At 51.7% G+C, this 14,339-nt stretch carries 9 protein-coding genes; 7 read left to right on the top strand and 2 right to left on the bottom strand.

Annotated features, from left to right (window positions below):
* Positions 1 to 17: 17 nt before the first annotated feature.
* A complete protein-coding gene (locus WFJ73_RS09895; RefSeq protein WP_336772857.1) occupies positions 18 to 2,510 on the bottom strand; it encodes a family 43 glycosylhydrolase in 2,493 nt (830 codons plus the stop codon).
* 161 nt (positions 2,511 to 2,671) lie between these two features.
* Positions 2,672 to 3,580 carry an ArsR/SmtB family transcription factor gene (locus tag WFJ73_RS09890; RefSeq protein ID WP_336773093.1) on the bottom strand — a complete coding sequence of 303 codons (909 nt, stop codon included), beginning with the start codon at positions 3,578 to 3,580 and terminating at the stop codon, positions 2,672 to 2,674.
* A gap of 196 nt (positions 3,581 to 3,776) precedes the next feature.
* Here WFJ73_RS09890 and WFJ73_RS09885 point away from each other — a divergent pair, with 196 nt between their 5' ends.
* The 7 genes from WFJ73_RS09885 (at position 3,777) to WFJ73_RS09855 (ending at position 14,334) form a co-directional block, all read left to right on the top strand.
* Positions 3,777 to 5,537 carry a glycoside hydrolase family 2 protein gene (locus WFJ73_RS09885; RefSeq protein ID WP_336772856.1) on the top strand — a complete coding sequence of 587 codons (1,761 nt, stop codon included), beginning with the start codon at positions 3,777 to 3,779 and terminating at the stop codon, positions 5,535 to 5,537.
* A gap of 504 nt (positions 5,538 to 6,041) precedes the next feature.
* The gene (locus WFJ73_RS09880) at positions 6,042 to 7,361 is read left to right on the top strand and encodes an ABC transporter substrate-binding protein (protein ID WP_336772855.1); all 1,320 of its coding nucleotides are present in this window, start codon (positions 6,042 to 6,044) and stop codon (positions 7,359 to 7,361) included.
* A gap of 79 nt (positions 7,362 to 7,440) precedes the next feature.
* Positions 7,441 to 8,334 carry a carbohydrate ABC transporter permease gene (locus WFJ73_RS09875; protein WP_336772854.1) on the top strand — a complete coding sequence of 298 codons (894 nt, stop codon included), beginning with the start codon at positions 7,441 to 7,443 and terminating at the stop codon, positions 8,332 to 8,334.
* Between the two features lie 4 nt (positions 8,335 to 8,338).
* A complete protein-coding gene (locus tag WFJ73_RS09870) occupies positions 8,339 to 9,163 on the top strand; it encodes a carbohydrate ABC transporter permease (protein ID WP_127497188.1) in 825 nt (274 codons plus the stop codon).
* A 107-nt stretch (positions 9,164 to 9,270) separates the two neighbouring features.
* Complete coding sequence (locus WFJ73_RS09865; RefSeq protein ID WP_336772853.1) at positions 9,271 to 11,013, top strand: family 43 glycosylhydrolase; 1,743 nt, start codon at positions 9,271 to 9,273, stop codon at positions 11,011 to 11,013.
* 210 nt (positions 11,014 to 11,223) lie between these two features.
* Entirely contained in the window at positions 11,224 to 12,531 is a 1,308-nt protein-coding gene (locus tag WFJ73_RS09860; RefSeq protein ID WP_336772852.1) for an ABC transporter substrate-binding protein, read from the top strand.
* A gap of 12 nt (positions 12,532 to 12,543) precedes the next feature.
* Positions 12,544 to 14,334: a cache domain-containing sensor histidine kinase gene (locus WFJ73_RS09855; protein WP_336772851.1), complete on the top strand. Its 1,791-nt coding sequence runs from the start codon at positions 12,544 to 12,546 to the stop codon at positions 14,332 to 14,334.
* Positions 14,335 to 14,339: the final 5 nt, after the last annotated feature.

Below are 14,339 nucleotides of genomic sequence, written 5' to 3'. Positions count from 1 at the left end.
GGTCTGCCTCCTTTGATTTACGGATTAACCTTGAAATTATCGAACCGCGTATGATTATTCATCGTGCGCAGGCCTACCTTCCCGTGAGTAAACGGATTGCCGCTGTTATCGGTATAGGTGATTTTTGGAGTTGCCATATCGTTTACGTAGACCTTAATCGTCGTTCCCGAAGCGACAACCTTCATATGATGCCAAGCTCCCGCTGCCAGTGATACAGGGGAGGAGGCAACGCCCGCATAGTTGTAATTCATCTTGCCCAAGTAGACGCCATCCGGTTTGATAAAAGCATAGTAGCCTTGAAGATAATCCGGGTTGTTAACCAGCACGGTGCCGTTTGACGGATTATTTACTCTTACCAGGACGCCGGCGTCCCCGGTCGTGTCGACGAGCTTGATATCCGATTCAACCGTATAATCCGCCCAACGCTCATTGCCGATCGTTGTTTTGCCGAATACTCCTCCGCCAGCAGAGTCCAGCTCACCCGAATTGACGGACCAGTTGCCTTCAAATCTTGTCCAGCCGTTATCGTTGCCGTCATTAAAGTCATCCGACAGGCTGGTGATCGCATCTCCGCGGGAGAATGTCATGCCCGAGAAGTCGAATTCGCCTTTGACGAACTCAAAGCGCAGCTCATGATAACCGGCGGTCAGATACAGCCCTTTTTTGCTTGAAGTTGTCCACGTTTCCCAGTCGCCGGTGCTAGGAACGCCAACGACGCCGGTCAAGTCGGTAGCCCCGTCCCATAAGCGGTAGCTTGCGTCGGTAAACGTTGTCGCATGACGCACATCCAGATCGTAATAGCCGGTCTCCGCTACATTCACGCGGTATTTCAGCCATTCCCCGGTCTGATTCCAGCCCACGACATTTTTGCCTTCGGCTGCCGAGCTGCGGATATCGACCGAACCGCTGCGGTAAGCACCGCCGATATTGTCGGGCGTCAAATCATGATAAGCCGTTCCTTCTGCTCCGTTCATATAATGAACGGCCTCGATTTTACCCGGAAGAGGCTTGTACGCATTCCACGCGCTGCTTCCGTTCACTTTATTGCTGAAGGCGGTATAGCCAAAGTCCGCATGGGCATCCGTTGTGGTGTAGCCGATCTTGCCTCCGCCGATGCCGCTGACGGTCCGGGTTTGTTTTTTCATGCCATCCACATACACGGTGAAGCTGGTACCGGCTTTCTCAACGCGGATCTGATGCCACTTGGTATAGTCATAGCCCGAAGGCAGCGCGGAATATTGCCAGCCTTGGCTGACGCCGCCAACCACAAAGTTCGTTTCCAGACGGTTCAGGCTGCGGTTCAAGACGGCTGTTCCGTAATTGCTCTCATCGGTGTAGGAGAAGACGGTACCGTATACCGGATTGCTGCTGGTACCCTGCTTCATCTGCTTGGTGTTGAATTCCGCCGTATAATCGCCGGCAGTACCCGCGCTGGTAACCTGGCGGTAAGTATTGGTGTTCCCAATCGTATCCTGCCACATCAGCTCTTGATTGTAGATCCCCCAAGTACCGCCCCCGATATTGGTCCAGCCGGTTCCTATAGAAGTGCGGTTAAAGCGGTCTTCGAAATCCGCCAGCTCTGGATTTTGCTGGGAAGCCGTTGTTGGACCAAGGACCAGCATCTTGTCTCCGTTCCAGGCGATGCGGTCCAGATTCATTTTGCGGCCAGGGTAGGTCAGATTGCCATCCGATGCATGACTGTGGTAAACCATAAAATCCGAATCCAAGTCAGGACCTTTGATCACGCTGTTATGGCCAAGCCCGACATTCGAGCCTTCCGTGTCGATCAGAACCGGATTCTGGCTATCCGCCGGCGCGAAGCCGGTCGTGGGGCTGGCGCTGGTTGCGTAATTGACCCGGTATCCGGTGCTCCAGACATGATTGCCCGTGTAGGTCATATAATATTTTCCGTTGCGCTTGAAGGTTGTGGAGCCTTCCGTCCAGCCTGACATGGATAAGCCGGTTCCGACAGCGGCGCCAAAGGCGGTAGGGCTTGTCATCGGCCGTGCGTTAATCGTATTGGAGCCGGTCGAGTAGAAATACCATTTGCCGTCATCGTCAATAAAGACATTGCCGTCGATTCCCATGCCCAGATTGCCTGTCGCAACCGTAAACGGACCTGTTGGACTCGTGCTCTGCAGCACGTAATGACCACCTCCGCCAGGAGAGGTGTACATATAGAACATGCCGTTCCAGTAGACGACTTCAGGCGCATACGCTGCCTTGGTAATCGCTTCCGTCGTACATAAACCGCGATAGCTCCAGTCAACGAGATTGGTAGAGGACCATACTTTAACGCCGCTCTGATCGTCGACGGTACTGACGTAAAGATAATAGGTGCCGTTAAATTTCAAAATATACGGGTCGCCTTCGCCATAGAAATCGTTGTTCGCCCAATGCCAGGAGTCTGAAATCATAATCGGATTGCTGTACGCGCTCACGTGAAGCGGCATCAGCATGACAGCGGCGGCCGCGCCGACGAGCAGGGTTTTCCATTTTTTCAACCTCATTCATCTCCTTATCCTACTATAATCAACGCTTTGGTAAGCGTTTTCAAAAGTAGTATAGCAAACGTATCTTGCAGTCTCTTATATCTAATTAGATATAAAAAAACGGAGAAAGCCGGCTCTTCTGTTTCATCGAGCCGGCTGTCGGGACCAATAGCTATTATTTATGAGTTTGATTCGGTTCTGCTCTTATCCTTGTAATAAACATTGACCATAATATCCTGCTTGTAGTTGCCGAAGTGTCTGCCGAACAGGCTGATACCGCCGCAATGGCGGGCCGTCTCGAGAGAAGCGAGCTTGAAGCGGAAGTCCTCGCCAAGCTTCAGGCCGACATCCTCAAGAGTAACCTCGGACAGCTTGACGCCATCGAGGAACGTACCGGTCGCCTGAACGGACAAGCTTTTGAGCAGACCGTTTTGCGTGCCAAGCTGCCACCAGGAAGGCGTCAGAGCTCCGCGTTTGCTGCCGAAGTCCCCCGGGCAAGTCCATACGCCAACCTCAATGTCATTGATGTAAAAGCTGATATCGGAAGGCCAATTCTCGTTATACGAAGGGGCTTCCGAACAGAGCTCGAGCGAAATGTCCAGCTGGGAAGCCGCTTGTCCGGCATGCAGGTAATTCGGAACCCGGTATTCGACATAACCGCTGCCGAACCACAGATGCGACGCATTCATTCGTTCCGGATCGGAGAAGTACCTCGGATCGTCCACAAGTCCAAGAATCTTGCTCTCCGATGCAAGGCCGCAGGTTGGCTTAACCGCATAATCCGAATATTGGCCAATTGGGATTTCCACCGTATATTTGGTTTCCTCATCCAAAGCTTTTTCCGAAGAAGAAGTGCGAAGCTGCAGGGTAAGCGAGTCGATGGCGAGCGAGCACATTTTCGGACTCCCGCGTGTTCCTGACAGGCTTTCGGTCTTGATCAGGCCGCCTTCCTCCATCTTCTGAATATGCTTCGTCACGATGGCCGACGATAAGCCTAGCGTCTCCGCAAGCTCTTTGATGCTCATCGGTCCGTTATTAAGCAGCTCGATCATCCTCACCCTCGTCTCCGATGAAAAACATTCGAGCATCGTCATATATTTGGTGCTGACTTGTATATGCACGCCGGTTTCCTCGCTTTCCGTTGTCTTGGCTATTATATAACCTAATTGTTAATAAAACAACTTTTTAGTTGACGGTTAATAGGGCAGGCGATAAAATAGGCAACAGATTCATGTGATTTTGTTAATATAACAACTAACTGGTTAACTAATGGAGGCGTAACAGATGACAAACTTGCCAAGAGCCGAATACCCTAGACCTCAATTCAACCGTAACGCATGGGAATGCCTGAATGGGGAATGGGAATTTGAATTTGACGATGCGCGTGTAGGCGGGGAAGAAGGCTGGCATTCGGGCAGCAAGAGCTTTTCGAAAAAAATCCAGGTGCCGTTCAGCTTTGAGAGCGAATTAAGCGGTATTGGCGATCCGAATTTTCACGATGTGGTATGGTACCGCAGAAAGCTGGAAATTCCTAAGTCCTTCCAAAGTAAACGGGTTGTGCTTCATTTCGGCGCCGTAGATTACGAAGCCTATGTATGGGTAAACGGCCAATTGGTAGCTTCCCATGAAGGCGGTCATACGCCGTTTCAGGCGGATATTACAAATGCGTTGAGCGCGGACGGAGACAACACGCTTGTTGTCAAAGCCGTAGATTATGGCACTGACGTATTCCTGCCGCGCGGCAAGCAGTTCTGGGAAGAGAAGTCCCGCGCGATCTGGTATACGCGGACAACGGGGATCTGGCAGTCCGTGTGGATGGAGGCGGTATCGCCGGTTCATCTCCGCAAAGTGAAGTATGTACCGGATATCGATACCAATGAGATTCAGATCCGTTCGATTGTAGCCGGATTGGAGCAAGGTGCGAGGAACGTCAGCCTGTCGGTGAAGATTTCGTTCGCGGGGGAGGTTATGTCTGAAGATACTTTTCAAGTTCGCGCGGGCGAAGAGAGCCGGAAGATAAAGCTCAGCGGATTAAACGACCACGGCATGGATCGCCTTTGGTGGCCCGAGCGTCCTAACCTGTACGATGTCGAATACGTGCTGTCTGTTGACGGAGCCGAGGTTGACCGCGTAACAAGCTACTTCGGCATGCGGAAAATCTCGCTCGAGAACGGCAAGTTTAATCTGAATAACCGTCCATACTTCAGCAAGCTTGTTCTTGATCAAGGCTATTTCCCGGACGGCAACCTGACTCCTCCTTCGGACGAGGCGATCAAGCAGGATGTCGTGCTGATGAAGGAAATGGGCTTCAACGGCGCGCGTAAGCATCAGAAGGTCGAAGACCCGCGCTTCCTGTACTGGTGCGACAAGCTGGGGCTGATCGTATGGGGCGAAATGGCGAATGCTTGCGACTATTCCGAAGAATATGTCCGCCGCATTACGAAGGAATGGCAGGAAGCGATTGACCGCGACTTCAACCATCCATGTATCGCGGTATGGGTACCGCTGAACGAAAGCTGGGGCGTACCTAACATTCAGGTCGACGTTCGTCAGCAGCAGCATGCTCTTGCGATGTACCATTTGACCAAGTCGATTGACCCGACTCGCCTCGTGATCTCCAATGACGGCTGGGAAATGGTTGCAACCGACCTGTACAACATTCATGACTACGAGTGGAGACGCGAAGTGCTCGAAGACCGTTACGGCAGCGTGGAAAAAGCCGTATCGGCTATGCCGGCTAACCGCCGCCTTAGCGTAGCGGGCTACGAATACGACGGACAACCGATCATCGTTACCGAGTTCGGCGGCATTGCTTACAAGAAGAGCGACTGGGAAGGCTGGGGCTACTCCGGCGCATCCAATGACGAGGACTTTGTTGAACGTCTTCGCAACGTAATTCAGCCTCTTATCTTCTCCGGCGTTGTCCAAGGCTACTGCTATACGCAGTTGACGGACGTCGAGCAGGAGATCAACGGTCTGCTGACGTACGACCGCAAGCCGAAGGTACCCCTTGAGCTGATCAAAGCGATCAACGAAGGCAAGTAATCGCGGCTTCGGCGGCAGCTGGTTGACGATGATCGGCAGGTTTCCGCAGGAATTGGCCGAGTTTCGTCCAAAAAGGCACAATTGAGCTGGCTTAACGATGCGGCGCATCGTTAAGGTTCCACAAAAGCGAGGCACAAGGATGCTTAACGATGCCGCACATCATTAAGGTCCGCGAATTGGCCGGATTTCCGGCCAAAAAGGCACTATTGAGCTGGCTTAACGATGCGGCGTATCGTTAAGGTCCCGCCAAAGCAAGGCGCTTGAGCGCTTAACGATCCCGCACATCGTAAAGACCGGCGAATCAGCCGCTTCTGACAAACCCCGGACAGCACGAGAAAATTCTCCCAGCTGTCCGGGGTTTTGCATTCAGGCGGGGGACAAATTTTTCGCAACGATCTAAAAATATGTCCATTCCTTCTAAAAAAGCGACATGGGCGCGTTATCCCGGGCCAGCTAGAATGAGTATCAGAAAGAACGACACACACATTCTAGGGGGAAGCGAACATGAAGAAATCGATGAAGCTTTTGGGCACCTCGTTAATCGCACTTAGCCTTGTAGCGGCAGCAGGCTGCGGAAGCAACGGCAACAACGGTGGCAAAGACGCGGGATCAAACAACCAGGCAAACAGCGGCACAAACGCGGCTGCGGGAAATAGCGGGGACGCGAAAGCGGAGAAAGCCGACATCCTGTTCTGGACACCGTTCTCCGGTGCCGACGGCGAGTTCATGAAGAAGATTGTAGAGAAATACAACTCTTCCCAGGACACGTACAAAGTGAAGCTCGTCATTCAGCCGAACGGCGAGTACTACAAGCTGCTTGACGTAGCGATGAGCGCGGGCAAAGACCGTCCGGACCTGGCGATCATGCACGTTGACCAAATTCCGACTTACGTGAACAAAGGCCAGCTTCAGCCGATGGACGATCTGGCGGCGGCCGCTTCGATTAATAAAGCCGACTATGTAGAAGCACCGGTGAATTACGAGACAATCGACGGCAAATGGTACGGCATTCCGCTCGACATCCATCCGCTTGTCATGTACTACAACAAAGATTTGTTCGATAAAGCTGGGATTACGGCTCCGCCAACCAACCGTGCCGAATTCGAAGCCGACGTTGAAAAACTGACGGACAAAGCGAAAGGCGTATACGGCTATGTGGTTCCAACGCTTTGGCCGCAGCAATTTATTTTCCCGACGCTGGTATGGCAAAATGGCGGCGATCTGTGGAACGGCACGGACGTAGCCTACAACTCGCCTGAAGCGGTTGAGATGGTGCAATGGATGCGCGGTCTCGTAGACAAAGGCGTATCGCCGGGCAACGTTCAACAGGACGGAGAGAATACGCTGTTCCTGCAAGGCAAAAACGCGATTCAATTTAACGGTCCTTGGATGAAAGGCCAATTCGACGAAGCGGGCATCAACTACGGCGTAGCTCCGGTACCGCAAATCGGCAAGGCTAAACAAGCGGTATACGCAGGCTCCCATAACTTCGTATTGCCTAAAGGCGTAACAGACGCAAATGTCGTGAAAGGCATCGGCGACTTCCTGAAATACGTATCGACCAACTCGATGGATTGGGCGGCTTCCGGCCAAGCGCTGGCTTCCAAGCCAATGCTGGAAAGCGCGGAATTCAAAGCTCTCGACATGCAAAGCAACGTAGCGAAATCGTTCGATTACGTTCAATTCGCGCCAAATGTACTGAACTGGGGAACGATCTCCGATCCGATCTGGGGCGAACTGAGCAACGCGCTGCTTGGCAAGAAGGACGCTCAAAAAGCGATGGACGATGCCGTAGCGAAGTCCAGACAAGCGATGAAAAAATAAGTAACGGCAGGACGAAGAGGCTGACAACCAGCTTCTTCGTCCCTCTGTTTATACCTTTAATCCGAATGGAGGAGCTGTAATGGTCAAGAGCTCTTTGCAATCCCGCTTAACGTCTTCCTTGTTCGTACTGCCGTACCTGCTCAGCTTTTGCGCTTTTCTGCTGATCCCGATTTTATACGGCATTTATATTTCGTTCCATAACTTCGAGCTGCTGTCGGATTCGCATAAATTCGTGGGTTTCGATAATTACGTTAAAATCTTTACGCCCGGCTCTTATTTGTTCGAGCAGTTTACGACCGGTCTTTGGAATACGGTGCAATTCGTTCTGTATTCGGTCCCGCTTTTGGTTGTTCTGGGCCTTGCGCTCGCTTTGCTGCTGAATCAGCTGCCGAAGCGGATCCGCGGGTTGTTCCGAACGTTTTACTTCATGCCTTACGCCATCTCAGGTTCGGTAATGGCCGTGATCTGGCTAATGATGTTTGATACGAACGCGGGCTTCCTGAACGGATTGCTGGCCAAGCTTCACATTGATCCGGTTGCGTGGCTAACGGATTTGCCGTGGGTGTGGGTGTCGCTCGTATTGACTACGCTGTGGTGGACGATCGGCTTTAATATGATTATTTTTACCAATGCGCTAAACGAAGTGCCGGAGGATTATTACGAGGCGGCTTCGATTGACGGCGCGAATGCTTGGAAAAGGTTCGTCAGCATCACCCTGCCGTCGATCCGACCGGTTATGCTGTTTATCATTATTACTTCGACGATTGCCTCGTTTAACGTGTACGCGCAGCCGTTCCTCCTGACTCGGGGCGGTCCCGGGGACAGCACGAAGGTACTGCTTATGAACGTGCTGGACGAAGCGTTTAAAGGCAAGCAGGTCGGCTCCGCTTCGGCTATGGCGATTCTGATGGCGCTTATCATTATTATCGTGTCGGCTGTCCAATACAAAATCGCTTACGGAAGGAAGGAGTAGAAGCATGAAAAAAACATTACTTGTTCTCGTAGCAGTCATCATAGCGGTTATTTTCCTGCTTCCGCTCATCTGGATGTTGTCCACTTCCTTCAAGAACGATTTCGAGGCACTTGCCGGACAGATGAGTCTGATTCCGAAAAAACCAACGTTCGAGAACTACCTGGACGGGTTAAAAGGCAACCTGATGAACGTTCCGATTACGCGCTGGATCTCGAACTCCTTGTTCGTAGGCGCCGCTGGCACGGCGATTGTGCTGCTCTTCTCGTCAATGGCGGCCTACGCGCTTGCCCGTCTGCAGGATTTGCCTTTTAAAAAGCTGATGTTCCCAATGTTTATCGGTTCCATGATGATTCCCGGCGTCCTGACGTTCCTGCCGATGTATATGGAATTTAACGCGCTTGGCTGGATTAATACGTACGCGGCGCTTATTCTTCCTTATTCGTCCGGCGCATTTGGCGTATTCCTGCTGTTCCAGTTCTTTACGGCGTTTCCGAAAGAAATCGAAGAGGCCGCACGGATCGATGGCGCTAACAAATGGCAGATCTACTCCCGTATTCTGCTTCCTGCTTCGGTATCGATTATGGTTACGCTCGCGATCTTTACCTTTATGGGCATTTACAATGATTTCGTATGGCCGCTTTATTCCACAACCTCGCCGGAGATGCGCACCATTACGGCCGGCATTGCGATGATGGCACAGGGCAGCTATACGCAGGCATACGGCAAACTAATGTCGATGACGGTTATTGCGACGCTGCCGGTATTCATCATCTTTATCGTAGGCCAGCGTTCCTTCGTTAAAGCCATTACGCAAGCCGGCGTGAAATAGTAAAAAAATTATTGCTTACGAAGTAAGAATTGCATTCGCAATTCTTTAGGCTGATGCTTACGAAGTAAGAATTGCATTCGCAATTCTTTTTAGGAGGTCTCCAATAATTGAACGCAAAACGATGGGCTGTCCTGACAGCAGCGTTGTTGCTGGTCGCGGCGGCTGGTATAGGAGTGTGGGCAATGAAAGACAACGCATACGAAGCAAGCCAGATAGCAGCCGATTACAAAGGCCATGGCGGTACGTTTAAAAATACGCTGGCGGAGATCGATACGCCTGACCCCGCCGTGGTGTACAAGGACGGCTACTATTATATGACGTTTACGCATAACGGCGCGGATGTCATGGTCATGAAATCCCGTACCATCGATTTCAAGCAGGCTGAGCGGAAGGTTGTCTGGTATCCGGCTATCGGAACCAACTATTCGGCTGAGCTGTGGGCGCCGGAAATCCAGTTCATTCAAGGGAAATGGTACATCTATTTCGCCGCGGACGACGGTCAGAACGAGAACCACCGGATGTTTGTCCTGGAAGCGGACACCGATGATCCGATGGGCAGCTATACGTTTAAAGGCCAGGTGAAGGATGATACCGATAAATGGGCAATTGACGGACTTGCGATGGAGCTGAACGACAAGCTTTATTTTGTATGGTCCGGCTGGGACGGCGATATTAACATACAGCAAAATACGTATATCGCGCCGATGAGCGATCCAATGACTATCAGCGGTCCTCGCGTCCTTTTATCCGAGCCTGACCTGGAATGGGAGAAAGCCGGAGGTCCCCCATATATTAATGAAGGACATTCGATTCTCCATCATAATGGCCAGGTTCATATCGTGTATTCGGGCGCAGGCAGCTGGACGCCGTTTTACGCGCTTGGCATGCTGTCGCTGAAGGAAGGCGCAGATCCGCTGGTGGCTTCGAACTGGACAAAAGCGCAGGAGCCGATTCTGAAGATGGATGAGGACGCCGGCGTTTACGGTCCGGGACATAATTCCTTTGTAACCTCGCCGGACGGTACGGAGCAGTGGATCGTTTATCACGCAACAACCGCGCCTACGGATGGCTGGGGCAACCGGAAAGCACGCGCGCAGAAGCTGGCATGGGATGAAGCGGGAAATTTGCAGATCGGAAAGCCGTTAAGTCTGGATACAGCAATTGAGGTTCCTGCGGGAATGGGGGTCTTCAAGGCGGCGGCAGCATCTGCTGATCTAAGCTTTGATCTAATCCCTTCTACCATTCATACTACGGCACCTCTTCTTATTCACTATCAGAATGATACGGGTGAAAAGCTTCAAGCAAGCGTTAGCGTCAATGGTGAACAAGCCGTTGACGTTGAGCTTCCCGAAACGGATGGGACGGGTTACGCTTATGCCGACGTTTCGCTTGCAGCAGGCATGAATGAGGTTCATATCGCAATTGCCGGCGGGCAAGGCAAGATTGATGCCATTGAGCTTCCAAGATATGAAGCGGAGTATGCCGCAGCGGGAGCGCATGGCGAGGCGGAGGAGAATCTGTTCTCGTCAGCGGGAGGCAAAGCCGTGATTACGCCGGGTGAAGGAGAAGCCTTGCGTTTTGCCAACATTCAAGTGCCGGTAAGCGGAGCTTATGAGATTAGGCTTGCGGGCGCTAACACCTCCGGCGATGATGCGGAGCTTCAAGTTCGCGTGGACGGCAGCGGCAGCAAAGCGAAAAGGATGGTTTTTCCAGATGGAAAACGCAACAATTACCAGACACAATCCGTCACCTTGCAATTGAAGGCGGGCAAGAACGCCATTATACTTGAGAATGCGACAGCAGAGGTGCATGTCGATTATATGGACATCTTGAGAAGTTCCGCACAATAGGATAACGCTTACGAAGCAAGAATTGTTCAGCAATTCTACTAAACTATTTGCTTCACAATTCTTTAAGTAACGCTTTCGAAGCAAGAATTGTTCAGCAATTTTACTATCCTAAATCCTTCACAATTCTTTAAGTAACGCTTTCGAAGCAAGAATTGTTCAGCAATTTTACTATCCTAAATCCTTCACAATTCTTTTTAGGAGGCGCTGGTCATGAAAGGCTTGTCCTTTCGTTCTTATCTTACATCAGGCTTAAGTATCATCATCGCGGCAAGCCTTACCTTGACTGGCTGCAGCCATAGCAATAACGACGTTTCGGCATCCGCCGAGCCGAAAGCATCCGCTATCCAACTTAATTATTGGACCCCCTTCAGCGGGGGAGATAATTTGTTTATGACCGAGATGGTCGATCAATTCAATAAAGAACACGAAGACATTCAAGTCGTCCAGATGAATTCAAGGCTGGACGACTATTACTCGCGGTTGCGAACGGCCATTCTTTCCGGCAACGCGCCGGATGTGGCCATTATTCACGCAAGCTCCTTGCCTCAATTCGTACAGAACGGTTACATTGAAGATTTATCCGGCCCGGCACAAGAAGCAGGTCTGGATTGGAACGTATATAACAAAGCTGGCATGAAGGCCGTCTCCTTCCAAGGAAAGCCGTACGCCGTTCCGCTGGATACCCACATGCTTGTCATGTATTACAACAAGACCTTTCTGGAGCAGGCCGGTGTTCTTGACGCGCAGGGCAAGCCGGTGCTTCAAGGCGGGGAAGACGGATTTACCCATTTCCTGCAACAAATCCGTCAGGCCATTCCTACAGATGTCGCTCCGCTTGCCCAGCCAAGCACCCGGATCGATGCCGTATGGCTGTGGTGGAGTCTGTATAACCAGATTCAAGGCGGCGGGAAGTTCTATAACGCGGAAGGCACAAAGGCGGTACTTAACAACCCGGCTTCACTGAAGGCATTGAATTATATAGAAGAGCTGTATAAGAGCAAGCTGATTCCGCCTAATATTCCGGATTCTTTCAAGCTATTTAATGAAGGAAAAGCGGCAGTGCTGATTACGGGCGTATGGGCAACGGGCGCGCTTGAGAAAAATGACGCCTTGAACTTTGGCGTTGTGCCGCTGCCAACGATCTATGATAAGCCCGCAGCTTGGGCCGATTCCCATACGCTGGCGATTCCGTCGCAGCATGATATGTCACAGGAGAAGCGGGATGCCGCGATGCTGTTCATGAAATGGCTGGCCGAGCATGGCGCCAAGTGGGCGGAAGCGGGACATGTTCCTAGCGCCAGCGCGGTGATGGATACGGAAGCGTTCAAGTCGCTGAATTATCGCAGCGATTACGCGGCTGCCGCCAATTCCGTCGTTTTCTGGCCGAAGCATACAAAGCAGCATAGCTTTATAGAAGTCATTATCCGGCAGTTCGAACGGATGATCTACGGTCAGCAGACACCGGAGCAGGCGCTCCAGGCAACCGAAAAGCAAATCAACCTAGAGCTGTCGAAATAAGCGGGGTGAGCGATGATGACGATCTTTAGACGCTTACAGCAATGGTTCAAAAATCTGGCGCTTGCCCGCAAGCTTATTCTCGTCAACGTGCTTCTGATTGTGGTACCGCTGGGAGTGATCGGTGCGTGGTCCTTCTCGATTTTTGCCTCCAAGATGGAGGAGCAGGTAGGCAAGTATCAGCTACAGATGCTGAAGCAGGTGACGCTGAATATCGATACGTACATGAATGAGCTGAACCGGCTGTCGTTGATGCCGTATCAATATCAGGAAATTCTGGATTTTCTCGCAACGTCCAGAAAACCCGGTGAAGCCTTGTCCCTGCAGGAAATCGATGATTTGAACAACTTTGTCTCCAAAGTGTTTCTGAACGGACGTGTCGATATAATGGGCATTTCCTTGTTCGGCGAGCATGGCGCCTCTTATGTCGTGCTGCCGGAAAGCCAATACATGACGACGTACCAGCTTGGGGGCAACACGGATTGGCTGGAGAAGGCTAAGGGCCGCTTCGGCCAGCCGACTTTTATAACAACACACGAAGTGAAGTCCACAAGCGGAACGGCCTATCAAGTATTCTCGATTGCCCGCGAGCTAAGGAGCTTCGACAGCGGGGATACGCTTGGTTATATCGTGATTGATATCGATCCCGCGGAAGTGCGCAAGCTGCTGTCTCAGGTCAGCCTGGGGAGCAAGGAGTCGCTGTACATGACGGACAGTGCCGGAGATCTGGTGCTGCGCAAGGAAAAGACGACGATCTATCCCGTTATCGAAGGTTTATCGGATGAAGGCGTCTCTCATCATAAAGTAGACGGAAAAAGCCTGCTTGTCGCTCATGTCAGCTCGGAGGTAACGGGCTGGACGACCGTTGGCGTCGTACCGGTATCGGTGCTGATGAAGGACAGTTTCGTGGTCCGCAACTCGATCATACTGGTTGGCGGCATTTGTATCGGACTTGCCGTGTTGCTGTCGGTTTTTATCGCGTTCCGAATTACAAGTCCGCTCCGGATGCTGCGGTCGCTTATGCGCAAGGTAGAGCGGGGCGATCTGAAGGTATCGTTCCCCGTCCGGCAGTGGGACGAGGTTGGCCAGCTGGGCAATGCCTTTAACATGATGGTGTCTCGTCTGAGCGAGCTGGGTTACCGGCTGTACGAGACGGAAATCAGGGAAAAGGATGCCGAGATCGCAGCGCTGCAGAGCAAGATTAATCCGCATTTTCTGTACAACACGCTTGGTTCGATCTCCATGTATGCCGAAGTGGAGGGCAATAGGGAAGTGGTTACGATGACGAATAATTTAAGTCGCCTGCTTCGGTATTCGTTAAGCGGGCGCAAGGAAACCGTGACGCTGCGCGATGAGCTGGACCATGTAAAAGGTTATATGACCATTCAGAAGATGCGTTACGAAGACCGGATTGATTTCCGCCTGGAGGTGGATGAATCGTTGTACGGCTGCCCGGTTATACCGCTTATGATACAGCCGATCGTAGAAAATGCCATTAATCACGGGCTTGATAAAGGGATTGGCGAAGGAAGGATTCAATTATCTTGCTATCAGGAGCAAGGAATGCTGACGATCGTCATTGAGGACGACGGCATAGGCATGACCAGCGAGCAGCTGAGCGCGATGCGCAAGCGAATGGATAAAATCCATGACCTCGGAGGCACCTCCGGCAATGGCCTCATGAACGTTCACCGCAGAATTCGTCTGCATTACGGCGAGCAATACGGTCTGCAGCTGGAGAGCATGCCGTTCCAGGGGTTAAAGGTCATCTTAACGATGCCAATCGCTTTTTCAATGACGGGATAGGGAGG

This window comes from Paenibacillus sp. MMO-58, assembly GCF_037146255.1.
Classification (GTDB): domain Bacteria; phylum Bacillota; class Bacilli; order Paenibacillales; family Paenibacillaceae; genus Pristimantibacillus.
This window is presented reverse-complemented; position numbering and strand designations above follow the sequence as displayed.